Genomic DNA, 23,549 nt, shown 5'->3' with positions numbered 1-23,549 from the left:
CCGGCCGGGTGGCCACCACGGGGATGTGGTGACCGGTGGACGACGGCGGTACAGGTTCCATAACGGGGTCGGAAGGCGAGTGGTTCCGCCTCCTACTCCCAACACCTGGGCGCTCCGGAATCGTCCCACGGGGGTGCGCGATGCGTACAGCGGCGCGACGCGGGTCTCACCCGTCCCGCGACCCCCGCCCACGGGCGATGTCGCGATCGGGCTCCGAGCCCGCCGCGGCACCGGCGTCGACCGGGCCCGACAAGGCCGTACGGGGGTCCGGGCCGGGAGTGATGCTCTAGGGTTCGTCCTGTCCCGAGGAGGAGGTCAGGGTTGTTCTACCGGCTGATGAAGATGATCGTCGGCCCCGTGTTGAGGCTCTTCTTCCGCCCCTGGGTGGAGGGCGAGGAGCACATCCCGGACCGGGGCCCGGCGATTCTGGCGAGCAACCATCTCTCGTTCTCGGACTCCTTCTTCCTGCCCGTCGTGGTCCCGCGGCGGATCACCTTCCTGGCGAAGTCGGACTACTTCACCGGACGCGGCGTCAAGGGCCGGCTCACCGCCGCGTTCTTCAAGGGCGTCGGCCAACTCCCCGTCGACCGCACCGGTGGACGGGCCAGTGAAGCCGCGCTGAACGCCGGTCTCAAGGTGCTGCGCGAGGAGCACCTGTTCGGCATCTACCCCGAGGGCACCCGCTCCCCGGACGGCCGGCTGTACCGGGGCAAGACCGGGATCGCCCGGCTCGCGCTGGAGTCGCACGCGCCGGTGATCCCGGTGGCGATGATCGACACCGAGAAGATCCAGCCGCCCGGCAAGATCGTGCCCAAGGTGATGCGGGTGGGGATCAGGGTCGGCGAGCCGCTGGACTTCTCCCGCTACGAGGGCATGGAGGACGACCGCTTCATCCTGCGCGCGATCACCGACGAGATCATGTACGCGCTGATGGAGTTGTCCGGCCAGGAGTACGTCGACGTGTACGCGGCCGACGCCAAGAAGCGGATCGACGAGGCCCGCAAGCAGGCGGCCAAGGCGGCCGACACGACGGCGGGCGTCGCCGAACCGGACGCCGACGCCGGGCCCACCCCGAACGACGAATCGGGCGGTTCCGGCCGACCCGCCGCCTGACCGGGCGCACCCGGCACATCCTGGGGGGTTCACGTGGGGGTCGAACAGTCGCTCTGGCGGGCACTCACGGTCTTTCGGGTGCTTGCGCTGTGCTACGCGGTGGTGCGCTTCGCCCAGGTCGCGAACGAGTACCGCTATCCGGCCGGCGGGTGGGCCATCATGGCACTGCTCACCATCTGGACGGCGGCGACCGCGTACGGCTTCCGCAGCCCCACGTTCCGCGCACCGCCGCTGTTGATCATCGACGTGTGCGTGGCGGTCAGCTGCGTGCTGGCCACCCGCTGGCTGGACGATCCGGAGCGGGTCGCCCAGGGCACCATGACGCTGCCCACCGTGTGGGCCTCGGCCCCGGTGCTGGCGTGCGCGATCAAGGGCGGCTGGCGAACCGGTGCGCCGGCCGCGCTCGCGATCGGCGCCTCCAACGTGGCCGAACGCGGCGCGCTCACCGCCGACAACCAACACAACACCGTGTTGTTGCTGCTCGCCGGCGGTGCGGTCGGCTACGTGGTGCAGATCGCCCGGGTCAGCGAGCAGGCGTTGGCCCGAGCGCTGCAACTGGAGGCGGCCACCCGCGAGCGGGAGCGGTTGGCCCGGGACATCCACGACAGCGTGCTCCAGGTGCTCGCCCTGGTTCAGCGCCGCGGGGCCGAGATCGGCGGCGACGCGGCCGGCCTGGGCAAGCTGGCCGGCGAGCAGGAGGTGGCGCTGCGGCAGCTGATCTCGGCGACGCCCGCCCGGGTCGAGTCGGCCGACCTGCCCGGTTCCGGGGAGGACGGCGATCCGGCCCGACAGGATCTGCGGGTGCTGCTGGGCGCCTTCGCCGGCGCGCGGGTGACCGTGTCCTCGCCGGGTACGCCGGTATTGCTGCCGACCCCGGCGGCGCGCGAGGTGACCGCGGCCGTGGCGGCGGCCCTGGACAACGTGCGCCGGCACGCCGGCGAGCGGGCCAACGCGTGGATCCTGGTGGAGGACGAACCGGACGAGATCGTGATCAGCGTCCGCGACGACGGCCCGGGGATGGCTCCGGGCAGGCTGGAGGCGGCCCGGGCCCAGGGCAGGCTGGGCGTGGCCCAGTCGATCGAGGGCCGGGTGCGCGACCTCGGCGGCAGCGTGGTGTGGTCGTCGGTGACGGGAGAAGGCACCGAGTTGGAGTTCCGGGTGCCGAGGCAGGGGAGCGGATGAGCGAGACGAGTACACCCACACCGACGGCCGAACCGGCCCCGACGCCGCTCAAGGTCCTGGTCGTCGACGACCACCCGATGTGGCGCGAGGCGGTGGCCCGTGACCTCGCCGCGGCCGGCTACGACGTGGTCGCCACCGCCGGGGACGGCCCCGAGGCGGTCCGCCGGGCCCGGGCGACCTCGCCGAACGTGGTGATCCTGGATCTGCACCTGCCCAAGCTGCCGGGCGTCGAGGTGGCTCGCGAACTGGTCCGGTACGACCGGTCGGTGCGGATCCTGGTGTTGTCCGCCAGCGGTGAGCAGGAGGACGTGCTGGAGGCGGTCAAGGCGGGCGCGACGGGATACCTGGTCAAGTCGGCGAGCCGAGAGGAACTGGTCGACGCGGTGGGCCGGACCGCGGTCGGGGATCCGGTGTTCACCCCCGGGCTGGCCGGCCTGGTGCTCGGCGAGTTCCGCCGGATGGCCGCCGACCCGCCGCGCAAGGACGCGGACAAGGGCCCGGCCGCGCCGCGGCTGACCGACCGGGAGACCGAGGTGCTGCGGATGGTCGCCAAGGGCCTGTCCTACAAGCAGATCGCCCAGCGGTTGTTCCTGTCCCACCGCACGGTGCAGAACCACGTACAGAACACCTTGAACAAGCTGCAACTGCACAACCGGGTGGAACTCGTGCGCTACGCCATCGAGAAGGGTCTGGACGACTAGGCCGACACTCGTCCGGCCCGGATCCGGGCGGCTCGGTCCGATCAAGTCGGGTACCTCGAACGGGTGGTGGGAAGAGTCGAGGTGGCTTCTCGCACCGGTAGCGTGGGCCGCGAATCGTGCCGGACGGAAGAAATCGGAGATTTCGATGCGTGTCGGAGTACTGACCGGCGGCGGCGACTGCCCGGGCCTGAACGCGGTGATCCGGGCGGTCGTCCGCAAGGGCGTCCAGGACTACGGGTACGACTTCATCGGCTTTCGGGACGGCTGGCGGGGCCCGCTCGAAGGCGACACCATGCCGCTGGACATCAAGGCGGTACGCGGCATCCTGCCGCGCGGCGGAACCATCCTGGGCTCGTCCCGGACCAACCCGATCAAGGTCGACCGCGGCATCGAGCGGATCCGGGAGAATCTGGCCAAGTTCGAGGTGGACGCGCTCGTGGCGATCGGCGGCGAGGACACCCTCGGCGTCGCGACCCGCCTGCACGAGCACGACGTCAAGGTCGTCGGTGTGCCCAAGACCATCGACAACGACCTCAACGCGACCGACTACACCTTCGGTTTCGACACCGCGGTCAACATCGCCACCGAGGCGATCGACCGGCTGCACACCACCGCCGAATCGCACCGCCGGGTGCTGATCGTCGAGGTGATGGGCCGGCACGCGGGCTGGATCGCGATCCACTCCGGGATGGCCGGCGGCGCGAACGTGATCCTGATCCCCGAGCAGAACTTCGACGTCGAAGAGGTCTGCGGTTGGGTGGAAAGCCGCTTTCGGACCAACTACGCGCCGATCATCGTGGTCGCCGAGGGCGCCATTCCGCTGGCCGGCCAGATGGTCACCAAGGACCGGACGCTGGACGCGTTCGGCCACGTCAAGTTGTCCGGCATCGGCGACTGGCTGGCCTCGGAGATCGAGAAGCGCACCGGCCACGAGGCGCGCACCACCGTGCTCGGCCACGTGCAACGCGGCGGCACGCCCACCGCGTTCGACCGGTGGCTGGCCACCCGGTTCGGCTTCCACGCGATCGACGCGGTCAACGCGGGCGACTGGGGCAGGATGGTCGCGCTGCGCGGTACGGACGTGGTGACCGTGCCGCTGGAGGCGGCGACCCGCGAGCTCAAGACCGTGCCCGCCGCCCTGTACGACGAGGCGAAGGTGCTGTTCGGCTGATCCGCGAGTACGGATGACGCCGGGTCAGGCGTCGGGCCCGAGCTCGGTCCCGACGCTCTGCCGGCGGTTCTTGCGCGCGAAGTGCACGACCGTCCCGCCGACGCCGGCCAGCACGACCCAGACCGCGACGGTGGCGAAGGTGAGCGGGTCGTCATCGTCCTCCTTGCGCTGCTCGGCCGCCGAGTCCGGGGCGGTCGGCGGCAGTTCGGGTCGCAGCCGGGGAGTGCCCGTCGGCGCGCCCGGGTTGGGCACGTGGAACACCTGGAAGTCGCTGCGGGAGGCGAGCCGGGCCGGTACCTGGCCCGGGGGGCCGCCGCCGGCCAGCACCGCGAGGTCGCCACCGGCCACCGGGGAGCCGGCCGGGATCGACACCCGGATCGCGATGGTCGCCAACTCGCCCGGCGGCAACGGTCGTTGCTCGTCCCAGGGCTTCGGCGCCAGGGCTCCGGACAGGTGCGCGCTGCGACCGTTCGCGGGATCGGTGAGGACCTTGAGCTCGACCGGGTTCCAGCCCGGTTGGTAGGTGTCGTACGCCTCGACCACGAGTTGCCCGGGCGTGATCGGCGACTGTCCCGTGGTGAAGATCAACTCCGGTCGCACTCCCGGGATGACCCGGTCGGTGTCGTTGGAGAGGGTGAGCCGGAACTCGGCGGCACCGCCGCCCGCCCGCAACCACCCGGGCACGCCGGTCAGCGCGAACGTCGCGCCGGCGCCCCGCCGCTGAGTCGGCAATACCTTCGCGATGCCGCCCATCCGGTCCGGCGCCGCGTCGGGTACGGACGGGCGGGTCTCGCCGGGCGTCGGCGGACGGGTGGGCAGTCCGCCGTCCGGTCCGAGCAGCATCGTCTCCACGGAGAAGCCGGAGGTGAAGCGAGGTTCGTCGTCGGTGGCGGGAGCCTGGAGCCGGGGACCGACGCCGACCATCACGAATTGCGCCGGGACGTTCGCCGCGATCGAGAACCGCACCCGGAACTCGACCGAGGCGCCCGGAGCCAGCAGACCCGAGGTCTCGCCGCGTCCGCCGGGAAACGGCAGCGGCGCACCGGCGTTCGAGTCCAGGGGGGTGAGCGTCCAGGTCCCCCGGGCCGGGTCGAGCACCTCCACCCGGACCTGGTCGGGGGCGATCCGGCGGTCCCCGGTGACCGACAACATCGGGGCCATGGACAACGCGGTCGGCTCCGTGTTGCGCAGCTTCGCGGTGATCTCGACGGGCGTGGCGGGCCGGATCCGGTCCGGCAACCCGGTCAGCTCGACCTGTCGGACCTCCGCCGGCGCCTGGTCGACGGAGGGATCGGGAACCGGCGTGGCGATCGCGAGCGGCGACCCGAAGAGCACGAGGAAGGCCGTCGAGGCGAGACAGCGGCGCAGGCGCATGCGGGGTACCCGTCGTAGGAAGGAGCGTGCTCGACCGTTGGTGCGAACGGCCGGAGCCTACCGGTCGGTACGCGCCGGCCCCCACCCATATATGAGGTGCTGGCCGGCCGCCGGCGCCCGGCTCATGAGCCGTGTCGATCGCCCGCGCGGCGCAGTCGGATCACCGGGATGTCCCGCTCGGTCTTGTGCTGATAGCCCTCGTAGAGCGGGAACACCTCGACCAGGTGCGGCCATACCCGCGCCTTCTCCTCGGGGGAGAGCGTCTCGGCGATCGCGGCGAACCGCTCGGTCCCCACGCGCAGTCGCACTCCGGGATTGGCGGTCAGGTTCAGGTACCACAGCGGGTGGTGGTCCGAGCCGCCGAGCGAGGCGACGATCAGGTAGTCCTCGCCGTCGCGTCCGTAGATCAGCACGGTGCGGTGCCAGATGCCGCTCTTGCGGCCCAGCGTGTCCAGGAGCAGGCACGGCACACCCTGCACCGTGGTGCCCTTGGTGCCGTCGGACTCCTCGTAGAGCCGGGCCTGGTCGGCAACCCACTTGGTCGGACTGGGAGTTGCGTCGAGCTCGGACATCTGTGCCTCCGGGGTTGGTTCGGGTGATTCGAGTCACTCCAGTGTCGCCCGGCCGGGCGATCGGGCAGGCCCGGGCGAACACGCGCGGCGGTGCGCCCGGACCGAACGCGCCTCGGCCAGCGCGGTCAGGCGGGCGTTCCAGGGGGCCGCGTCGGTGGCGCCGATGCCGCGCGCGCACTGGTTGGTGGCGGCGAATACGAAGGTCTCCATGGCCTCTTTGGAGACCGTCCGCCAGCAGGCGAACCGGTCCGCCCACGAGGCCGCCTGTTCGGCGGTGTGCCCCTCGTCCATCAGCCGGCTGGCCACGAGGGTGACCTCGATCCATGCCGGGCCGCGGGCGGGCTGGGCCCAGTCGACCAGGTAGGCCCGGGGGCCGCGATCGCCGATCAGCACGTTGTGCGGGTGCAGGTCGGTGTGCAACAGGCTCTCGCCGCGCAGGAGTTGCAGCTGACGGCTGGTCAACAGCGAGCGCCAGCGCTCCTCGATCCGCGGGAGCGGCAGATCACGGACGGCGACCCGGCCCAGCCGGCGCAGCGCATCCGCGACCAGCGGCAGATCCGCGGTGCCGGGCGCGAAGTCGGCGTGCCGGCCGACGATGTGGTCGAACCCCAGGAGCACCCAGTCGTCCAGCCGCACCTCCCAGCGCAGCTGCGGCGACACGGTGCCCACGTGCGGGGCCACCCGGGCCTCCACCCGCTGCTGCGGGACCGCCGGGTGATCGCGCGGGACGCCCTTGACGAAGTAGCGGGATCGCTCGGTGGTCACGATGGCGGCGAACTTGCAGTTGAAGCCGGCCCACACCGTGGCGACGGCCAGCACGCGTCCCGCACACCGTTCGACCGCGGCGCGCGCGTCCGTGGGCAGTTCGTCCCAGGGGGTGCGCGGCGCCGTATGGAAGTGCGGCGGCGGGAGCGGCGGATCAACCATCGGCTTCCGGTGGTGACGGTGGCAGCGGGCGTGGCCCGCCGAAGGTCACTCCGCACTTGCGGCAACGTTTACGACCGCTCCAGTCGACGGGGTCGTGCGGCGGACAATCGGAGCCCACGGGAACCCCCTCCACTGGAACCGGTCAACGAACGGGGTCGAGCATCCTCCGTCGTACCGTGGCGAGCAACGCGATTATGGTCGCACGCCGGTGCGACACCGGGCCGGTCCCGACCGGTTGGCGGCTCGGCTGCGCGCACCGTGCCCGGCCACGCGTCCCACCGCGCGCCCGGCCGTTGCGGACCGGGCGCGGCGGCACGTTCGGGAGGGGATCCCACCTCCGGTCGGCGCGAATCCCACCTTCCGGTCGGCGCGGGCCTCACAGTCCGGCGAGCAGTTCCCGGACGATGCCCAGGCCGTTGTGGGTGAGCACCGACTCCGGGTGGAACTGCACGCCGGCGAGCCGCATCCGGCTCGACCGCAGCGCGTGCACCCCGCCGCTCTCCGGATCCGCGGCGAACTCGACGTTGGGCACAGCGCCGAGCGGCCGCACCGCCGCGAAGGCGTTGTAGAAGCCGACCTGCTCCGGCCGGCCGAAGAAGTCGATTGCGACCTGCTTGCCCTGATACGGGCGCTCCTTGCGGATCAGGTCCAGGCCCAGTTCGCGGGCCAGCAGTTGGTGTCCCAGGCAGACCGCGAGCAGCGGCCCGCTCGCGTCCAGACGGGTCCGCAGCAGCGCACCCATCAGCCGGATCTTGCGGTGCGTCGCGTCCCGGGGATCACCCGGTCCCGGGCCGAGCACGACCAACTCGGCGGTGCGCACCCGCCGCGAGGTGACGTCGTCGTACGAGCGGACCTCCACGTGCAGGCCGAGCGTGCGCAGCACGTGGGCGAGCATCGCGGTGAAGGTGTCCTCGCCGTCCACCACGAGCACCTGCCGACCCGCCAGCTCCGGAGCACGCAGCGCGCTCTCGTCCCGTGGCCGGAGCCAGAACGGCGCGAGTGCGCCGTTGCGCGCGGCCAACAGCGCGCCCACCTCGGGATCGGCGGCGAGTGCCGTGCCCGTGGTGTGCTCGGCGGCGGGCACCACCCCGAGCGCGGCCAGCACCCCGGCCGCCTTCGCGTGCGTCTCGGCGACCTCGTCCTCGGGCGTGGAGTGCCGGACCAGGGTGGCGCCCGCGGGCACCCGCAGGCCGCCGTCGGGGGTGATGTACGCGGTCCGGATCAGGATCGGCGCGTCCAGCGTGCGCCGGCCCTCGTCGTCGCGCCCGATCAGCGCGAGCACGCCCGAGTAGTAGCCGCGCCCGGTCGGCTCGTGCCGGCGGATCACCCGGCACGCGTTCTCCAACGGGCTCCCGGTCACCGTCGGCGCGAACATGGTGCCGCGCAGCACCGCGGCGACGTCGTGCGAGGTGATCCCGCGCAGCAGGTACTCGGTGTGGGTGAGGTGACCCATCGGCTTGAGGAACGGGCCCTCGACCGCGCCGCCGAGGTCGCACACCGCGCTCATCATCTTGAGCTCCTCGTCGACCACCATGAACAGCTCGTCGATCTCCTTGGGATCGCGCAGGAACGCCAGCAATCCCTCGCGCGAGGGCCCCTCGGCCGGATGCCGGTAGGTCCCGCTGATCGGGTTCATCACCACCTCGCCGCCCACCGAGCTGACGTGCCGCTCCGGGCTCGCGCCGACCAGGGTGAGATCGCCGGTGTGGATCAGATACGTCCAGTAGGCGCCGCTCTCCCGGGTCAGCAGCCGGCGCAGCAGGGTGCCGGCCGAGGCCGGCGTGTAGTCCTCGATGTGATCGCGGTAGTCGCGCCGGATGACGAAGTTGGCGCCCTCGCCGGTGCCGATCTCGTCCTGGATCACCCGCTTGACGATGGTGGCGTAGGTCTCGTCGTCCACGTCGAAGCCGCCGCCGCGCAGCGCGACCGGCACCCGCGGCAGCGCCGCCAGCACCTCGTCCAGGGGCAGACGCCGTTGTTCGGTGACCTTCAGGCAGCGCAGCGGGGTGCCGTCCTCGTGGCACTCGAAGCCGCGCTCACGGATCTGCGCGTACGGCACCAGGGCGAGTACTTCGTGCCCGGGGCCGCCCGCGGCCGGCAGCGGCAGGTCGGCCAGATCGCGCACGTCGACGATCTCGCCGGTGAGCAGCTCGACCTCGGGCGAGTGCTCGCGGCGGATCAGCGCGAAGGGCGGCGGGTCGGCGCGGAACAACGGGGACAGGGCGTCGGCGGTGCGCATGGGTGCTCCTCGGTCGGGAAGAGACGCCCTCCCGACCGGGCGATCCGCCGGTTGTCGCTCTCGTTCGGGGAGGAGGTCCGCCCGTCCGGGAAAAACAAAGGGCCGCCCTGCCGGGCGGCCGTCGGATCGTCAAGGTGATCGCGAAGTCAGTGGGCCGCCGCAGGGACGGGCCACCAGGAACTCCGATGGAAGCTGATCGCGATCACGGCCGCAGTCTATCCGGCGGCCGTGATCGGCGTCTCGCTCTCCGGGCGGTGGACCCAATCGGGTTGCCTCTCCGCTTAGTCTTGAACAGTGACCCTGAACGACATCGAATCCTGGCGTACCCTCCCGGCGGCCCAACAGCCCGAGTGGCCGGACAACGAGGCCCTGGGCTCCGCCCTCGCGGACCTCCGTTCCTATCCGCCGCTCGTCTTCGCCGGCGAGTGCGACCAGCTTCGTGGTCGGCTCGCATCGGTGGCGAAGGGCGAGGCGTTCCTGCTCCAGGGCGGCGACTGCGCGGAAACCTTCACCGGCAACACCGCCGACGCGATCAAGAACAAGCTCAAGACCCTTCTTCAGATGGCCGTCGTGCTGACCTACGCGGCCTCCGTGCCGGTGGTCAAGGTCGGTCGGATGGCCGGCCAGTACTCCAAGCCGCGCTCCAGCGGCATGGAGACCCGCGACGGGGTGACCCTGCCGTCCTACCGGGGCGACGCGGTCAACGAGCTGGCCTTCACCGAGGCCGCGCGCACGCCGGACCCCGAGCGGCTCAAGCGCATGTACCACTCGTCCTCCGCGACGCTGAACCTGGTCCGCGCGTTCACCACGGGCGGCTACGCGGACCTGCGCCAGGTGCACGCCTGGAACCAGGACTTCGTCGCACTGTCGCCCTCGGGCGAGCGCTACGAGCGGCTCGCGGCCGAGATCGACGGCGCGATGCGCTTCATGCACGCGTGCGGGACCGACCCCGAGGAATTCCGCACCGTGGAGTTCTACGCCAGCCACGAGGCGCTGATCCTGGACTACGAGGACGCGCTGACCCGGGTGGACTCGCGCACCGGCGACCTGTACGACGTGTCCGGCCACATGGTCTGGATCGGCGAGCGCACCCGGCAGCTGGACGGCGCGCACGTGGAGTTCGCGTCCCGGATCCGCAACCCGATCGGGGTCAAGCTCGGCCCGACCACCTCGCCCGAGGACGCGCTCGCGCTGATCGACAAGCTGGACCCGAACCGCGATCCGGGCCGGTTGACCTTCATCGTGCGGATGGGCGCGGGCAAGGTCCGGGACAACCTCCCGGCTCTGGTGGAGAAGGTGGCCGCGGCCGGTGCGCAGCCGGTATGGGTCTCCGACCCGATGCACGGCAACACGTTCGAGGCGTCCAGCGGGCACAAGACCCGCCGCTTCGACGACGTGCTGGACGAGGTCAAGGGCTTCTTCGAGGTGCACCGCGCGCTCGGCACCCACCCGGGCGGCATCCACGTCGAACTCACCGGCGACGACGTCACCGAGTGCGTGGGCGGCGGCGACGAGATCTTCGTCGACGACCTGCACCAGCGCTACGAGACGGCGTGCGACCCGCGGCTCAACCGCAGCCAGTCGCTCGACCTGGCGTTCCTGGTCGCGGAGATGTACCGAAAGAGCTGACCCGCCGTCACCGCGATCGCCGCAGGGCGGACCCTCCCGGGGGTCCGCCCTGCGGCGCGTCTGAAATGCTGCCGCCATGACCTTCACGGACCTGCGCAGCGACACCGTCACCAAGCCCGGCCCCGCGATGCGCGCGGCGATGGCGAACGCCGAGGTCGGCGACGACGTATACGCCGAGGACCCGACCGTGCGGGCACTGGAGGAGTACGTCGCCGACCTGTTCGGGCACTCCTTCGCGCTGTTCGCGCCGACCGGGGTGATGGCCAATCAGCTCGCCGTGCGGCTGTCCGTGCCGGCGGGTGGGGAACTGGTCCTGGACGCCGACGCGCACATCGTGGCGCACGAGGACGCGGCGGCGGCCTGGCACGGCGGCATCCAGACCCGGACCACGCTCAGTCCGCGCGGCCTGCTGGAGGTCGCCGATCTGGCCCGGTTGATCCGGGTCGGCAACCCGTACACCGTGGGTACGCACATGGTCGCGGTCGAACAGACGCACAACCGGGGCGGCGGCTCGGTCTACCCGCTGGAGCACCTGGCCGCGATTCGCGACCTGGTGCACGGCTACGACCTGCCGCTGCACTGCGACGGCGCGCGGATCTGGAACGCGCACGTGGCGACCGGCACGCCGCTGCGGGCCTACGGGGCGCTGTTCGACACGCTCAGCGTGTGCCTGTCCAAGGGGTTGGGCGCGCCGGCCGGCTCGGTGCTGCTGCTGCCCGCCGAGTACGAGGCCGAGGCGCGCCGGATGCGGCACCGGATGGGCGGCGGTCTGCGCCAGGCGGGCATCCTGGCTGCGGGCGGGCTGTACGCGCTGGAGCACCACGTCGAGCGGCTGGCCGAGGACCACGAGCACGCTCGGGAGTTGGCCGATCTGCTGCGCGACGCGGGCTTCGCGGTGGGCGACCCGGAGACCAACATCGTGCTGGTCGAGCTGGGGGAGGGGCAGCCGGACGCGGCCGCGGTGGCGGAGCGCTGCCGGGCGGAGGGGGTGCTGGTGTCGGCGTTCGGGCCCCGGCTGATCCGACTGGTCACCCACATGGATGTGGACGCGGCCGGCTGCGTGCGCGCCGCGGCGGCGATCGCGCAGGCGGCGAAGGGCTGACGGCAGGGCCGACCGGGCGGCGCCGGCTCGGGGGTGGTGGGCTCAGGCGGCGCTGTGCCGGCGCAGTGGGACCACGTTGTCGGGCAGGGCCGAGGCGGCCGGGACCGTGGGCATCGGCAGGGTGACCGGTTCGGCGGTGGGGGCGCCTGCGCACGCGGTCGCGCAGGTCTCGGTCTCGCCGCACAGCTCGCGACGCCGGCGGCGCGACTCGTCGCGGGGCAACATGGCGGTGATGCTCTTGACGCAGCGCCCGCAGTCGGTACCGGCGCCGCCGCAGGACTGGGCTATCTCACGCATGCTGCGCGCGCCATCGGCTATTCGGTCGTTCACCTGTTTGTCGGTGACACCGAAACACATGCAGACGTACACGGAGATTTCCCCCCAGCGGCGAGGTCACTTAGGTAAGGGTAACCTCAGCGCTCGCCGGGGGGAATACCGGGTGATCGGTGACACAATCCGGCCGGTTGTCCGAGCCGGTGTCACGGTGTCCTGCGGTGCCCCTCCCGTGGGGGTGCCCCGCCTCGCCGGTCAGCTCTCGTTCGGCTGCTTGAGCAGGCCCGCGATGTAGAGCTGCTCGCCGACCTCGGAGAGCAGGGCGAGCTGCGTCTCCAGGTAGTCGACGTGCTCTTCCTCGTCGGCCAGGATGTCCTCGAAGATGTTGGCCGAGGTCACGTCGCCCTTCTCGCGCATCAACGGGATGCCGCGCCGCAGCCGCTCCACGGCCTCCATCTCGACCGCCAGGTCGGCGCGGAACATCTCCTCCAGGTTCTGGCCGATCCGCAGCGCGTTCAGCCGCTGGTAGTTCGGCAGGCCCTCCAGCATCAGGATGCGGTCGGTCAACCGCTCCGCGTGCTTCATCTCGTCGATGGACTCGTGGCGGGTCCAGGCCGCGAGCTTGATGTAGCCGCGGTGCTCCTGCATCTTCGCGTGCAGGAAGTACTGGTTGATCGCGGTGAGTTCCGCTGTGAGCTGTTCGTTCAGGAGCTCGATGATCTGCGGGTCACTGTGCATCGCGACGCACCTTCCGATGTGGGTGGGACACAGGGGAACTCCAAGCACGCAAGGGGCAGGAGTTATCCAACGAATCCTGTCACTTTTGGTAGTGCATCCGCCACGAAGGGCAGCCTTGCCTTGCAATGTCGAACATGTCCCACCTCGCCTCGGTCGTCGTGCCCGGGCTTGGCGCACGCCACGGAGGAGGGCCTCCCGACGCGCGGAAGGACCCCGGGCGGGGCAGGGGCGGTCGTGAGTCGGCCGGGGCGTCTGGGACCATGTGAGGTATGGGGCATACGGAAGCGGCACAAGGTGGGACCGAGGCTCCGGACCGCGATCCGCGACTTCCGCCGGGCCAGCGGCTCCAGCGCGGATGGCCCGTTCTGCACTATGGACCGGTCCCGCGGTTCAAGCCCGAGATATGGGACTTTCGCGTCTTCGGCGCGACCGCCTCGGGGGACAAGCACTGCTGGAACTACGACGAGTTCTCGGCGCTGCCGCACGACACCGTCGTCGCCGACTTCCACTGCGTGACCAAGTTCAGCATGCTCGGCAACGAGTGGAGCGGGCTGACCATAGCCAAACTGCTGGAGATCGCGCCGCCGGCTCCCGAGGTCACCCACGCGATGGTGTGGGCGGAGTACGGCTTCAGCTCGAACCTGCGGATGTTCGACTTCGCGAACGACCAGACCATCCTGGCCACCCACCACAACGGCGAGCCGCTGACCGCCGAGCACGGTTTCCCGGTCCGGCTGATCGTGCCTCACCTGTACGCCTGGAAGGGCCCCAAATGGGTGCGCGGGATCGAGTACATGGTGGCCGACAAGCGCGGCTTCTGGGAGGAGCGGGGCTACCACAACATCGGTGACCCGTGGCAGGAGCAGCGCTACTCGTACCAGGAGGAGAGCGGTGAGGGGCCGGCGCTGACCTGAGCCGCCCCGGAGGCCCCACCCCACACGTGCGAAGGCCCCACCCGAGCGAATCGCGGTGGGGCCTTCGCACGTGCGGCGCCGGAGCGCGAAACCCGCCGGAGCGCAGCGCGCGCCGGCGGGAGCCCGCCTAGAAGTTCGAGATGAACACCTCGGTATTGCGCTTGACCATCGAGCCCGCCGCCGGGTCCTGCTTGCCGACGTTGGCCGGGATCAGCGGGATCATCCGGTTGTTCACCCGCAGTCCGGCGGCCTGTAGCGCCCGACCCGCGTCGTCCGGGTTCATCCCGGTCACCGGCGGGACCTGGACCAGGTCCGGGCCCTTGGACAGCACCACGGTGATCTTGGTACCGAAGGGCACGGTCGCGTTGGTGCCCGGCGTGGACGACATGATCCGGCCGACCGGCACGGTGTCCGAGAACTGCGGGGTCGGATCCGCCTCGACGCTCACCCCGGTCGCGGGCAGGAACCTGGCCTTGGCCTCGTTGATCTCCAGCCCGGTCAGGTCCGGCACCACGGTGTCCGGGCCCCGACTGATCACGAGGGAGACCACGCTGTCCCGCTGGAGCTGCTCGCCGACGGTCGGCTGGGTGCCCACCACGATGCCGGGCGCTTTGGGGCTCGCCACCCGCGTCTCGGTGCCCGGCTTCAACGCCGCGTCGGCCAGTGCCTTCTTGGCGTCCTCCACCGCCAGGTTCACCAGGGCCGGCACCACGTGCCGCTCGGGACCCTTGGACAGTTTGACCTTCACCGTCGAGCCGCTGAGCACGTTCTTGCCGGGAGCCGGGTCGGTGGACATGACCGAGCCCTTGGCGATCGTCTCGCTGAACTCTCCGTCACCGTCGTAGGCGATCTTGAGGTCGGCCGCCTTGAGCCGCTTCTCCGCCTCCGCCTGGGTCATGTTCAGCACGCCCGGCACGTCGGAGTACCGACCCGAGCCGTACCACCACGCGCCGCCACCGATCGCGGCGGCGACCAGCAGCACGACGGCGAGCACGATCATCCCGCGCGAGGGCCCGCGCCGACGCCGCCGGCCCGGCAGGCCGGGCTGCTGCGGATAGCCGCCGCCGGGAGTGCCCGCCGGGGTCGCCTCGGTGGGCGGCGCGTACTCGTGGTGCTCCGCCGCGTAGGGGTCGTGGTACGCCCCGCCGCCGTAGCGCGCCTGTTCGTCCTCGGTCGAGTCCACGCTCAGCCCGAGCGGCGCCAGGTGCGGCGGCAGCAGCACCTCGCCCGCCCGGAAAACGCTCGTGGCGTTGTCGTGGAGCGGCTCGGGCGGCGGCGGCAGTCGCAGCGCCGCGCCGAAGTCCAATTCCGCGTCCGGCATCGCGTGCCGGGTCCGGCGGACCAGGGTGAGCAGCGTCTCGGCGTCGTTCGGCCGGTGCTCGGGGTCGCGCACGGTGGCCGCGCGCACCAGCGTGTCCAGCGTGTGCGACAGACCCGGTACCGCGAGCGAGGGCGGCGGGACATCCGCGTGCACGTGCTTGTAGATCACCTCGACCGCGGTCGCACCGTGGTGCGGTTGCCGGCCGGTGAGCATCTCGTAGAGGACCACGCCCGCCGCGTACACGTCCGAGCGCGGGGTGGACTCGCCGCGCTCGACCTGCTCGGGGGCGAGGTAGGCGACCGTGCCGACCAGGACCTTGCCGGTCGCGGCGGTGGCGGTCGTGGTGGTCGCGCGGGCCAGCCCGAAGTCGCCGAGCTTGATCCCGCCGTCGTCGGAGATCAGCACGTTCTCCGGCTTGACGTCGCGGTGTACGAAGCCCGCCCGGTGTGCGGCGGAGAGTGCGGCCAGCATCGGCTCCAGCACCCCGAACGCCTCGCGCGGGGTCATGTTGCCCAGGTCCTGGAGCAACTCGCGCAGCGTGCGGCCCTCGACGTACTCCATCGCCAGGTAGGCGACGGCACCGTCGGTGCCCTGGTCGAAGACGTTGACCACGTTGGGATGCGACAGCCGCGCCGCGGCCTTCGCCTCCAGGATGAAGCGACGGGTGAACTCGGGGTCCTGGGCGAGCCCGGCATGCATCACCTTGAGGGCGACGGTGCGGTCGAGTCGGGTGTCGAGAGCCCGGTACACCGTGGCCATGCCACCCGCGGCCACTCGGGCATCGACCCGGTATCGACCGTCGAGCAGCCGCCCGACGAGCGGATCGTTCAAGGTCGTGTCCATGTTCAGGAGTGTAGGGTCCACTGCTTTGTGGACGCCGACGGTCTTCCCCACGGTTCCCCCGCCGACCTGCCCGCGTACGGGTTCAGAAGGCGGGGTGCTCGGGGCCGGCCTCCAGCATGCCGGCCATCGGTGACGACGCGTGCGCATGATGCCGCATCGGAATCCGCCCGGCGCGGTACGCCAGCCGGCCGCCGTCCACCGCGTGCCGCATCGCCTCGGCCATCAACCGCGGCGACTGCGCGCGGGTGACCGCCGTCGCCAGCATCACCGCGTCGCAGCCCAACTCCATCGCGAGCGCCGCGTCGGAGGCGGTGCCCAGACCCGCGTCCAGCACCACCGGGACCTCGGCCTGTTCGGTGATCAGCCGGATGTTGTGCGGGTTGCGGATGCCCAGACCCGAACCGATCGGCGAACCGAGCGGCATCACCGCCGCGCAGCCCACCTGTTCGAGCCGGCGCGCGAGCACCGGGTCGTCGTTGGTGTAGGCCAGCACCCGGAAGCCGTCGTCGACCAGCCGTTCGGCGGCGTCCACGAGCTCCACCCCGTCCGGCAGCAATGTGCGTTCGTCGGCCACCACTTCGAGCTTGACCCAGTCGGTCTCCAGCGCCTCGCGGGCCAACCGCGCGGTCAGCACCGCCTCGCCCGAGGTGAAGCACCCGGCGGTGTTCGGCAACACCCGGATGCCCAACCGGCGCAGCACATCCAGCACCGAGCCCGCCGTCCCCGGGTCCACCCGGCGCATCGCCACCGTGGTGATCTCGGTGCCCGAGGCGATCAGCGCCTGCTCCAGGATCTCCAGGCTCGGCGCGCCGCCGGTCCCGGTGATCAACCGCGAGGTGAAGGCCTCGCCGCCGATCACCAGCTTGTCGTCCTTGTCGTCGGCCATGCCGTCATCCTCCCTGGACGGCGGTCAGCACCTCGACGCGGCTGTCCGCGTCGAGCACGGTCCGCGCCCACGCCCCGCGCGGCACCACCGACTCGTCCACCGCGACCGCGACGCCCTTGGCGGCGGTGGTCAGCATGGCCACGAGTTCGGCGACGGTGGTACCGGTCGCGACACGGCGCCGGTCGCCGTTGACGCGGACCTCGATGTCGTTCATGCCATCACCTTCCGGGCGGCGGTCGCGAAGCGGTCGGGCCCGAAGGGCGCGACGAGTTCGGGGGTGGTGCCGTGTGCGAGGACCTCGGCCACGGTGTCGGCGGTGATCGGGGTGAGCAGGATGCCGTGCCGGTAGTGACCGGTCGCCACCACCAGGCCGGGCAGCGCGGAGCGGCCCAGGATCGGCGCGTTGTCCGGGCTGCCGGGGCGCAGCCCGGCGAGCGTCTCGACCAGTGGCAGCTCGGTGATGCCGGGGACGAGTTCGTGTGCGTCGCGCAGGAGTTCGTACACGCCGCCCGCGGTCACCTCGGTGTCGTGGCCGAGTTCGTGCTCGGTCGCGCCGATCACCAGTTCGCCGTCCGCGCGCGGGACCAGGTACATGCTGCCGCCCTTGACCACGCCCCGGACGTTGCGCGACAGCAGCGGCAGCAGCGCCGGCGGCACCTTCAGCCGCAGGATCTCGCCCTTGACCGGCCGCACCGGGGGGATGGCCTCGGGCGGCAGGCCCGGGATCAGCGCCGAGCGGCAGCCCGCCGCGAGCAGCACCTGATCGGCGATCAGGTCGCGTGCGCCGGTCGTCCGCACGCCGTACGCGCGCTCGTCGGCGACCAGGACGCGCTCGACGCTCTCGCGCACGAAGACCACGCCGGCCCGCGCGCAGGCCGCGAGCAGCGCCGCGACCAGCCGGCGGTTGTCGATCTGGTGGTCGTGCTCGACGTGCAGGCCGCCGGTGATCGCCGGGGACAACATCGGTTCGAGCCGACGGCACTCGCGGCTGGTCAGCCAGGACGACTGCAGGCCCAGCCGCTGCTGGTGGGCGTGCAGGTCCTTGAGTACGGCCCGGTCGTCCGCGTCCAGCGCGACCGCGATCGTGCCGCACGTGCGGTAACCCGAGGGCAGGCCCGCGGCCTCGGCCAGTTCGGCCGCGAACTCGGGGTAGCGCCGGGCGGATTCGATGTTCAGCCGGAGCAGGTTCTCCTCGCCGTACTGGAGTTCGGAGACGGGGGTGAGCATGCCCGCCGCGGCATGTGAGGCGCCCCTGCCCGGGGTCGGATCGACGACGGTGACCGTGAGTTTGTAGCGGGTGCGCGCGCGCCATGCGACGGACAGTCCGACGACACCCGCGCCGACCACGACGACGTCGGTGGGGCGCTCGGACATGGTGGGGCTCGACATGGTGAGGGGAACTCCCTTCGCCGGTATGACCCGGATCAGGTTCGGACGGTCGGGGGCTCGCAGCCCCCCTCTCAGCCCGGTCTCACCGGGCTCCCGTGACCTCTCCACACTACGACACCGGTTTCGGATGCCCCGGGGCGCCCGAGAGCGCCGAGATGTCCTTGACTGAGTCAAGACCCTGCTCGTCGGCGGCGCCCCGGCGCGTCATAGGGTGCCCTGCATGGACAACGTGCTCGTCGTGGGTGCCGGCATGGCCGGCCTGCAAACCGTGGTGGCGCTGCGGGACCAGGGGTACACCGGTCGCGTCACCCTGCTCGGGGCCGAGGCGCACGCGCCGTACGACCGCCCGCCGCTGTCGAAGGAGGTGCTCGCCGGCAAGTCCGACGACACGTCGTTCGAGGCGGACTGGGCCGCGCTGGAGACCGAGGTGCTGTTCGGCCGGACCGCGACCGGACTGCGCCCGGGGGCGGTGGACACCGACGCGGGGCCGATCGCCTTCGACCGGCTGGTGATCGCGACCGGTTCGCGGGTGCTCCACCTGCCCGGCGCGGCCGAGGTCCCCGGCGTGCACGTGCTGCGCACCATCGACGACGCCCGCGCGCTGCGCGCCGCACTGGTACCCGGCGCACACGTGGTGATCGTCGGCGCGGGCTGGATCGGCGCCGAGGTGGCCACCGCCGCGGCCGCCGCCGGCTGCCCGACCACCGTGGTCGAGGCCCTGCACACCCCGCTCGCCGGGCCCTTCCCGGACGCCATCGGCGAGCGGTTCGTGCCGTGGTACGCCGAGGCGGGCGTGGAACTGCTGCTGGGCGCGCGGGTGGACCGGCTGGAGCCGGGCGCGGTGCACCTGGCCGACGGCCGCCGGCTGCGCGCCGACGCGATCGTGGTCGGCATCGGGGTGCGCCCGGCCACCGACTGGCTGGCGGACTCCGGCGTGGTCCGCAACGAGCGCGGCTTCGTCGAGGTGGACGAGCACCTGGCCACCTCGGTGCCCGGGGTGTACGCGGTCGGCGACTGCGTGGACTTCCCGTCCGCCCGGTACGACACCCGAATGAACGTCGAGCACTGGGACAACGCGCTCCAGGCCCCGCGCGTGCTGGTCGCCAACCTGCTCGGCGGCGACCAGGCGTACGACCCGGTCCCCTACTTCTGGTCCGACCAGTTCGGCCGGATGGTCCAGTACGTCGGCCGGCACGGCGCGAGCGACGAACTGGTCTTCCGGGGCGCGGACGAGGACGGCAAGTGGACCGCGGGCTGGTTCGCCGGCGACCGGCTGACGGCGCTGCTCGCCGTCGCCCGGCCGCGCGACCTGGCCCAGGGCCGCAAGCTCGTGCAACTGGGCACCCCGGTGGACCGGGAGCGGTTCGCCGACCCGGAGAACCCGCTCAAGTCGGTCGCGCGCTGAGGGTCCGTCGCCCGCCCCACCGCCGGGCGCCGGCGGTCGGGACCGGGTGCGGAACCTAAACTTGGTCGGGTGAGCGAGATCGACGCCAAAACAGAAGCCCTCGTCCCCGCCTGGGTGACACTCCCCGACATCGCCGAGATCCTCGGCGTGGACATCCTGAAGGTCCGCCAGCAGCTCAAGGAGCGCAAGTTCCTGGCCGTGCGCCGCGGCGAGCACCGGGCCCTCCAGGTGCCCGCCGACTTCTTCCAGGGCGGCAACATCGTCAAGGGCCTGGTCGGCACGCTGACCCTGCTCGCGGACTCGGGCTTCACCGACGAGGAAGCGCTGGAGTGGCTGTTCACTCCGGACGACACGCTCCCGGGCACGCCGGTGCAGGCGCTGCAGGAGAACCGGATGACCGAGGTGCGTCGCCGCGCCCAGGCGCTGGCGATCTGAGGCCGCGCGGATGACGAGCCGTCAGGAACGGTTGGCCGCCGCCCGTCTGTACCTGTGCACCGACGCCCGGGAGCGCCAGGGCGACCTGCCCGCGTTCCTGGACGCGGTGCTGGGCGCGGGCGTGGACATCGTGCAGTTGCGGCAGAAGGGCCTGGAGGCCCGCCTCGAACTCGCATACCTGGAGGTGTTCGCGGACGCCTGCCGCCGGCACGGCGCGCTGCTCGCGGTCAACGACCGCGCGGACGTCGCGCACACGATCGGCCCCGACGTGCTGCACCTGGGCCAGGACGACCTGCCGGTCCCGGCGGCGCGCGCGATCGTCGGTGGCGACCTGCTGATCGGTCGATCCACGCACGCCGAGGCCGAGGTGGACGCGGCGATCGTCGAGCCCGGGGTGGACTACTTCTGCACCGGACCGGTCTGGCCGACCCCGACCAAGCCGGGCCGCCCCGCGCCGGGCCTGGACCTGGTCCGCTACACCGCCGCGCTGCGCCCGACCCGGCCGTGGTTCGCGATCGGCGGCATCGACTCGGGCAACCTGGACCGGGTGCTGGACGCGGGCGCCGACCGCGTGGTGGTCGTGCGCGCGATCACCGAGGCCGCGGACCCGGCCGAGGCGACGGCGCGATTCGCCCGGCGACTCGCCGCACGCTGACCAGACGTCTGCGCCGATCGGGTGGTTGGCTCGGCGGATGGGGCATTTCGGCCGAAGCGGGCGGGGCGGGCGGCCAGACTGCCGGGATGGACACACCCGACGTTCGCCTCCGTCCGGGGTCCGCAGAGGATGCCCGCGACCACGACCTGCCGCACCCCGCGACGGAGTCGCTGATTCCGGGTCCCCGGCTCGCCGCCGCCGAACACCGCGCGCCACGGCCCGGGCGCGCGGGCCCGGCACCGGACGGCGGCGGTGCGCTGCTGTTCCCGCTGCTCGTGCTCGCCGCGATGATCGGCGGGATCTACCTGGTCGGCCGCAACCCGCCACAGGCGCTGCTCCACGCCGACCACCCGCACGGCCCCCATCCCGACCGGGGCCGGCCGGCCGAGTCGGAGCAGCCCCGGTCCGCGCCGGCCGGCACGCCGTTCGCCGTCGCCGACCCGCTCTCGGACGCCCGACTAGACGCTGCGCACGGTTGCGGCGTCGGCCAACTCGCGCAGCACTTCGCGCGCGTCCTCGGCGATCGGCGCGACGGCCAGGGCCGCGAGGGCCCGCTCGGTCAGCTCGGTGATCATCGTCTCGACGTCGGCGAGCGCGCCGGTGTCCTCGATCACCACCCGCAGTTCCTTGACGCCGATGTCGCTCAGTCCCGGATCCCCGAGCAGCGTGTCCAGCACCTCGGCCTGGGCGCGGGAGGCCCGCTCGCCGGCGAGCGCGAGCAGTACGGTCCGCTTGCCCTCCCGCAGGTCGTCCCCGGCGGGCTTGCCGGTGCGTTCGGGGTCGCCGAAGACGCCGAGTACGTCGTCACGCAGTTGGAACGCCTCACCGAGCGGCAGCCCGTACGCGGAGTAGGCGGCCAGCGCGGCCTCGTCGGCGCCGGCCAGCGCGGCACCCACGTGCAGGGGGCGCTCGATCGTGTACTTGGCGGACTTGAACCGCATCACGCGCCGTGAGCGCTCGACCGAGCCGCCGCCCATCGCCTGCTCCAGCACGTCGAGGTACTGACCCGCCATCACCTCGGTGCGCATTACATCGAACAACGGCTTGGCCGCCCGCAGCGCCCGGTCGTCCACCCCGCTCGCGCCGAACATCTCGTCACACCAGGACAGACACAGGTCGCCGAGCAGGATCGCCGCGGCGGAGCCGAACGACTCGCCCGAGCCGACCCAGCCGCTCGCCCCGTGCAGTCCCTCGAACCGTCGGTGCACGGCGGGCTTGCCGCGCCGGGTGTCGCTGCTGTCCATCAGGTCGTCGTGGATCAGTGCGCTGGCCTGGAGCAACTCCAGCGCGGTGGCCGCGCGCACGATCGCCTCGTCCGGCGCCGCCGGCCCCGCTATGCCACGCCATCCCCAATAGCAGAAGCCGGGCCGCAGCCGCTTGCCGCCGTCGAGCACGAAATCGGTCAGCGCCCCGGTGACCGGGACCATGCCCTCGCCCACCTCGGCGAGCACCTCGGCCTGGCGGGCCATGAACTCACCGAGCGCGGCATTGACGCGCTGCCGCAGCCCGTCCCGGTCCAGGGGGTGTACGGGAAAGGAATCGGCAGCCATGGAGTCTTCCGTCGAGGGCGATGAAACGATGAGGAAATACGAGGAAGCCTAACTTGCGGTCCACTCGGCCATCCGGAGCAGCCCGGTCGTCTCGCCTTGTGGGAAGGCGTTCTCGCGGGCACGAGCGCCCGATAGCCTGCGTGCATGTCTCTCGGTGCCGCATCCACTCGCATCAGTCGAACCCCGGCCATTCGCGATCTGCTCGCGAACGGCACCCGGTCCTTCTCGTTCGAGTTCATGCCACCCAGGACGGAGAAGGGCACCCGCACCCTGTGGGACGCCATCCGTCGGGTCGAGGCGCTCGCGCCGACCTTCGTCTCGGTCACCTATGGCGCCGGCGGCTCCAGCCGGGGCCTGACCGTGAACACCACCGAGCGGATCGCCACCGAGACCACGCTCACCCCGGTGGGGCACCTCACCGCGGTCGGGCACTCGCGCGCCGAGCTGCGCAACATCATCGGGCAGTACGCCGACGCGGGCGTGCGCAACGTGCTCGCGCTGCGCGGCGACCCGCCCGGCGATGTGAAGGGCGAGTGGATCGCCCACCCGGACGGCTTCACGTACGCGATCGAGCTGGTCGAACTGCTGCGCGCGTCCGGCGACTTCTGCGTGGGCGTGGCCGCGTTCCCGGAGATGCACCCGCGCTCGGCGAGTTGGGACGAGGACATCCGGCACTTCGTGGCCAAGTGCCGCGCGGGCGCCGACTACGCGATCACCCAGATGTTCTTCCGGGTCGAGGACTACCTGCGGCTGCGCGACCGGGTCGCGGCGGCCGGGTGCGACATCCCGATCATTCCCGAGGTGATGCCGGTCACCAGCCCGACCACGTTGGTGCGGGCGGACGAGCTGAGCGGCTGCTCGGTGCCGGCCGACCTGGCGGCGGCGGTCGAGGCGGCCGGGGACGACCGGGCGGCGGTGCGCGCGGTCGGGGTGGAGTTCGCGACCCGGATGTCCGAGCGGCTGCTCGCCGAGGGCGCGCCGGGGCTGCACTTCATCACCCTCAATCGATCCACGGCGACCGCCGAGATCTACCAGAACCTCGGACTGCACGAACGATCGGGCGAAGGATTGGGCCAAGCCGGCTGATCCGGTTCGCTCCCGACGACGGTTCACCCTCCGGTGCCGCGGCG

The 23,549-nt window shown here is 71.9% G+C and carries 22 protein-coding genes and 1 riboswitch; of the genes, 11 read left to right on the top strand and 11 right to left on the bottom strand.

All coding sequences use genetic code 11. The annotated features are described in order from the left end of the window. Positions 1-321: 321 nt before the first annotated feature. The 4 genes from A3IC_RS0125875 to A3IC_RS0125860 all read left to right on the top strand — a co-directional run bounded on the left by A3IC_RS0125875 (position 322) and on the right by A3IC_RS0125860 (position 4,167). Positions 322-1,113, top strand: coding sequence for a lysophospholipid acyltransferase family protein (locus tag A3IC_RS0125875; protein WP_020552970.1), 792 nt, complete (start codon positions 322-324; stop codon positions 1,111-1,113). Positions 1,114-1,146: 33 nt separating this feature from the next. Continuing rightward, the gene (macS, locus tag A3IC_RS0125870; protein WP_020552969.1) at positions 1,147-2,295 is read left to right on the top strand and encodes a MacS family sensor histidine kinase; all 1,149 of its coding nucleotides are present in this window, start codon (positions 1,147-1,149) and stop codon (positions 2,293-2,295) included. Then, positions 2,292-2,996, top strand: a complete 705-nt coding sequence (locus A3IC_RS0125865) for a response regulator (protein WP_020552968.1) — start codon at positions 2,292-2,294, stop codon at positions 2,994-2,996. The genes macS and A3IC_RS0125865 overlap by 4 nt, the downstream gene beginning before the upstream one ends. Before the next feature lie 145 nt (positions 2,997-3,141). Next, positions 3,142-4,167 (top strand): 6-phosphofructokinase, encoded by a 1,026-nt coding sequence (locus A3IC_RS0125860; RefSeq protein ID WP_020552967.1) that lies wholly within the window; start codon positions 3,142-3,144, stop codon positions 4,165-4,167. Between the two features lie 24 nt (positions 4,168-4,191). Here A3IC_RS0125860 and A3IC_RS0125855 read toward each other — a convergent pair whose 3' ends face one another. The 4 genes from A3IC_RS0125855 to A3IC_RS0125840 all read right to left on the bottom strand — a co-directional run bounded on the left by A3IC_RS0125855 (position 4,192) and on the right by A3IC_RS0125840 (position 9,279). Further along, complete coding sequence (locus A3IC_RS0125855) at positions 4,192-5,541, bottom strand: hypothetical protein (protein ID WP_020552966.1); 1,350 nt, start codon at positions 5,539-5,541, stop codon at positions 4,192-4,194. A gap of 122 nt (positions 5,542-5,663) precedes the next feature. Further along, a complete protein-coding gene (locus A3IC_RS0125850) occupies positions 5,664-6,113 on the bottom strand; it encodes a nitroreductase family deazaflavin-dependent oxidoreductase (protein ID WP_020552965.1) in 450 nt (149 codons plus the stop codon). A gap of 33 nt (positions 6,114-6,146) precedes the next feature. Next, positions 6,147-7,040 carry a phosphotransferase family protein gene (locus A3IC_RS56610; RefSeq protein ID WP_020552964.1) on the bottom strand — a complete coding sequence of 298 codons (894 nt, stop codon included), beginning with the start codon at positions 7,038-7,040 and terminating at the stop codon, positions 6,147-6,149. A 376-nt stretch (positions 7,041-7,416) separates the two neighbouring features. Then, entirely contained in the window at positions 7,417-9,279 is a 1,863-nt protein-coding gene (locus A3IC_RS0125840; protein ID WP_020552963.1) for an anthranilate synthase family protein, read from the bottom strand. Positions 9,280-9,573: 294 nt separating this feature from the next. Here A3IC_RS0125840 and A3IC_RS0125835 point away from each other — a divergent pair, with 294 nt between their 5' ends. Beyond that, entirely contained in the window at positions 9,574-10,908 is a 1,335-nt protein-coding gene (locus A3IC_RS0125835) for a class II 3-deoxy-7-phosphoheptulonate synthase (protein WP_020552962.1), read from the top strand. 76 nt (positions 10,909-10,984) lie between these two features. After that, positions 10,985-12,010: a threonine aldolase family protein gene (locus tag A3IC_RS0125830; RefSeq protein ID WP_020552961.1), complete on the top strand. Its 1,026-nt coding sequence runs from the start codon at positions 10,985-10,987 to the stop codon at positions 12,008-12,010. A gap of 42 nt (positions 12,011-12,052) precedes the next feature. On the opposite strand, the gene A3IC_RS56605 is transcribed toward A3IC_RS0125830, so the two are convergent. After that, positions 12,053-12,367: a (2Fe-2S)-binding protein gene (locus A3IC_RS56605; RefSeq protein ID WP_020552960.1), complete on the bottom strand. Its 315-nt coding sequence runs from the start codon at positions 12,365-12,367 to the stop codon at positions 12,053-12,055. A gap of 171 nt (positions 12,368-12,538) precedes the next feature. Continuing rightward, on the bottom strand, positions 12,539-13,021 hold the full coding sequence (gene bfr, locus A3IC_RS0125820) for a bacterioferritin (protein ID WP_020552959.1): 483 nt from the start codon (positions 13,019-13,021) through the stop codon (positions 12,539-12,541). A gap of 269 nt (positions 13,022-13,290) precedes the next feature. On the opposite strand from bfr, the gene A3IC_RS0125815 reads away from it, so the two are divergent. Beyond that, positions 13,291-13,935 (top strand): sulfite oxidase-like oxidoreductase, encoded by a 645-nt coding sequence (locus A3IC_RS0125815; protein WP_020552958.1) that lies wholly within the window; start codon positions 13,291-13,293, stop codon positions 13,933-13,935. A 127-nt stretch (positions 13,936-14,062) separates the two neighbouring features. Here A3IC_RS0125815 and pknB read toward each other — a convergent pair whose 3' ends face one another. The 4 genes from pknB to thiO all read right to left on the bottom strand — a co-directional run bounded on the left by pknB (position 14,063) and on the right by thiO (position 18,359). Next, positions 14,063-16,099, bottom strand: coding sequence for a Stk1 family PASTA domain-containing Ser/Thr kinase (gene pknB / locus A3IC_RS56600; RefSeq protein WP_020552957.1), 2,037 nt, complete (start codon positions 16,097-16,099; stop codon positions 14,063-14,065). A gap of 82 nt (positions 16,100-16,181) precedes the next feature. Next, positions 16,182-16,985: a thiazole synthase gene (locus A3IC_RS0125805; protein ID WP_020552956.1), complete on the bottom strand. Its 804-nt coding sequence runs from the start codon at positions 16,983-16,985 to the stop codon at positions 16,182-16,184. A gap of 4 nt (positions 16,986-16,989) precedes the next feature. Then, positions 16,990-17,199, bottom strand: coding sequence for a sulfur carrier protein ThiS (gene thiS, locus A3IC_RS0125800; RefSeq protein WP_020552955.1), 210 nt, complete (start codon positions 17,197-17,199; stop codon positions 16,990-16,992). Next, positions 17,196-18,359 carry a glycine oxidase ThiO gene (gene thiO, locus A3IC_RS0125795; protein ID WP_020552954.1) on the bottom strand — a complete coding sequence of 388 codons (1,164 nt, stop codon included), beginning with the start codon at positions 18,357-18,359 and terminating at the stop codon, positions 17,196-17,198. Before thiO ends, thiS begins: the two co-directional genes overlap by 4 nt. A 10-nt stretch (positions 18,360-18,369) precedes the next feature. Further along, positions 18,370-18,481, bottom strand: a riboswitch (TPP riboswitch). Positions 18,482-18,594: 113 nt separating this feature from the next. Here thiO and A3IC_RS0125790 point away from each other — a divergent pair. The 3 genes from A3IC_RS0125790 (at position 18,595) to thiE (ending at position 20,869) form a co-directional block, all read left to right on the top strand. Beyond that, positions 18,595-19,779, top strand: coding sequence for an NAD(P)/FAD-dependent oxidoreductase (locus tag A3IC_RS0125790; RefSeq protein WP_020552953.1), 1,185 nt, complete (start codon positions 18,595-18,597; stop codon positions 19,777-19,779). A gap of 69 nt (positions 19,780-19,848) precedes the next feature. Further along, a complete protein-coding gene (locus tag A3IC_RS0125785; protein WP_026218743.1) occupies positions 19,849-20,214 on the top strand; it encodes an Rv2175c family DNA-binding protein in 366 nt (121 codons plus the stop codon). A 10-nt stretch (positions 20,215-20,224) separates the two neighbouring features. Continuing rightward, a complete protein-coding gene (gene thiE, locus A3IC_RS0125780; RefSeq protein WP_020552951.1) occupies positions 20,225-20,869 on the top strand; it encodes a thiamine phosphate synthase in 645 nt (214 codons plus the stop codon). A gap of 458 nt (positions 20,870-21,327) precedes the next feature. On the opposite strand, the gene A3IC_RS0125775 is transcribed toward thiE, so the two are convergent. Then, a complete protein-coding gene (locus tag A3IC_RS0125775) occupies positions 21,328-22,419 on the bottom strand; it encodes a polyprenyl synthetase family protein (protein ID WP_020552950.1) in 1,092 nt (363 codons plus the stop codon). A gap of 144 nt (positions 22,420-22,563) precedes the next feature. Here A3IC_RS0125775 and metF point away from each other — a divergent pair, with 144 nt between their 5' ends. After that, on the top strand, positions 22,564-23,505 hold the full coding sequence (gene metF / locus A3IC_RS0125770) for a methylenetetrahydrofolate reductase [NAD(P)H] (protein WP_020552949.1): 942 nt from the start codon (positions 22,564-22,566) through the stop codon (positions 23,503-23,505). Positions 23,506-23,549 lie beyond the last annotated feature (44 nt).

The organism is Embleya scabrispora DSM 41855 (assembly GCF_000372745.1).
GTDB classification, from domain to species: Bacteria; Actinomycetota; Actinomycetes; order Streptomycetales; family Streptomycetaceae; genus Embleya; species Embleya scabrispora.
Note: the sequence above shows the minus strand (reverse complement) of the source record. Positions and strands in the feature narration are given on the sequence as shown.

Bases quoted from the DNA above. Each gene is read 5' to 3' on its own strand.
- A3IC_RS0125865 (WP_020552968.1), top strand. From the start codon at position 2,292: ATGAGCGAGACGAGTACACCCACACCGACGGCCGAACCGGCCCCGACG.
- A3IC_RS0125860 (WP_020552967.1), top strand. From the start codon at position 3,142: ATGCGTGTCGGAGTACTGACCGGCGGCGGCGACTGCCCGGGCCTGAAC.
- A3IC_RS0125855 (WP_020552966.1), bottom strand. From the start codon at position 5,541: ATGCGCCTGCGCCGCTGTCTCGCCTCGACGGCCTTCCTCGTGCTCTTC.
- A3IC_RS0125850 (WP_020552965.1), bottom strand. From the start codon at position 6,113: ATGTCCGAGCTCGACGCAACTCCCAGTCCGACCAAGTGGGTTGCCGAC.
- A3IC_RS56610 (WP_020552964.1), bottom strand. From the start codon at position 7,040: ATGGTTGATCCGCCGCTCCCGCCGCCGCACTTCCATACGGCGCCGCGC.
- A3IC_RS0125840 (WP_020552963.1), bottom strand. From the start codon at position 9,279: ATGCGCACCGCCGACGCCCTGTCCCCGTTGTTCCGCGCCGACCCGCCG.
- A3IC_RS0125830 (WP_020552961.1), top strand. From the start codon at position 10,985: ATGACCTTCACGGACCTGCGCAGCGACACCGTCACCAAGCCCGGCCCC.
- A3IC_RS56605 (WP_020552960.1), bottom strand. From the start codon at position 12,367: ATGTGTTTCGGTGTCACCGACAAACAGGTGAACGACCGAATAGCCGAT.
- bfr (WP_020552959.1), bottom strand. From the start codon at position 13,021: ATGCACAGTGACCCGCAGATCATCGAGCTCCTGAACGAACAGCTCACA.
- A3IC_RS0125815 (WP_020552958.1), top strand. From the start codon at position 13,291: ATGGGGCATACGGAAGCGGCACAAGGTGGGACCGAGGCTCCGGACCGC.
- pknB (WP_020552957.1), bottom strand. From the start codon at position 16,099: ATGGACACGACCTTGAACGATCCGCTCGTCGGGCGGCTGCTCGACGGT.
- A3IC_RS0125805 (WP_020552956.1), bottom strand. From the start codon at position 16,985: ATGGCCGACGACAAGGACGACAAGCTGGTGATCGGCGGCGAGGCCTTC.
- thiS (WP_020552955.1), bottom strand. From the start codon at position 17,199: ATGAACGACATCGAGGTCCGCGTCAACGGCGACCGGCGCCGTGTCGCG.
- thiO (WP_020552954.1), bottom strand. From the start codon at position 18,359: ATGTCCGAGCGCCCCACCGACGTCGTCGTGGTCGGCGCGGGTGTCGTC.
- A3IC_RS0125790 (WP_020552953.1), top strand. From the start codon at position 18,595: ATGGACAACGTGCTCGTCGTGGGTGCCGGCATGGCCGGCCTGCAAACC.
- thiE (WP_020552951.1), top strand. From the start codon at position 20,225: ATGACGAGCCGTCAGGAACGGTTGGCCGCCGCCCGTCTGTACCTGTGC.
- A3IC_RS0125775 (WP_020552950.1), bottom strand. From the start codon at position 22,419: ATGGCTGCCGATTCCTTTCCCGTACACCCCCTGGACCGGGACGGGCTG.
- metF (WP_020552949.1), top strand. From the start codon at position 22,564: ATGTCTCTCGGTGCCGCATCCACTCGCATCAGTCGAACCCCGGCCATT.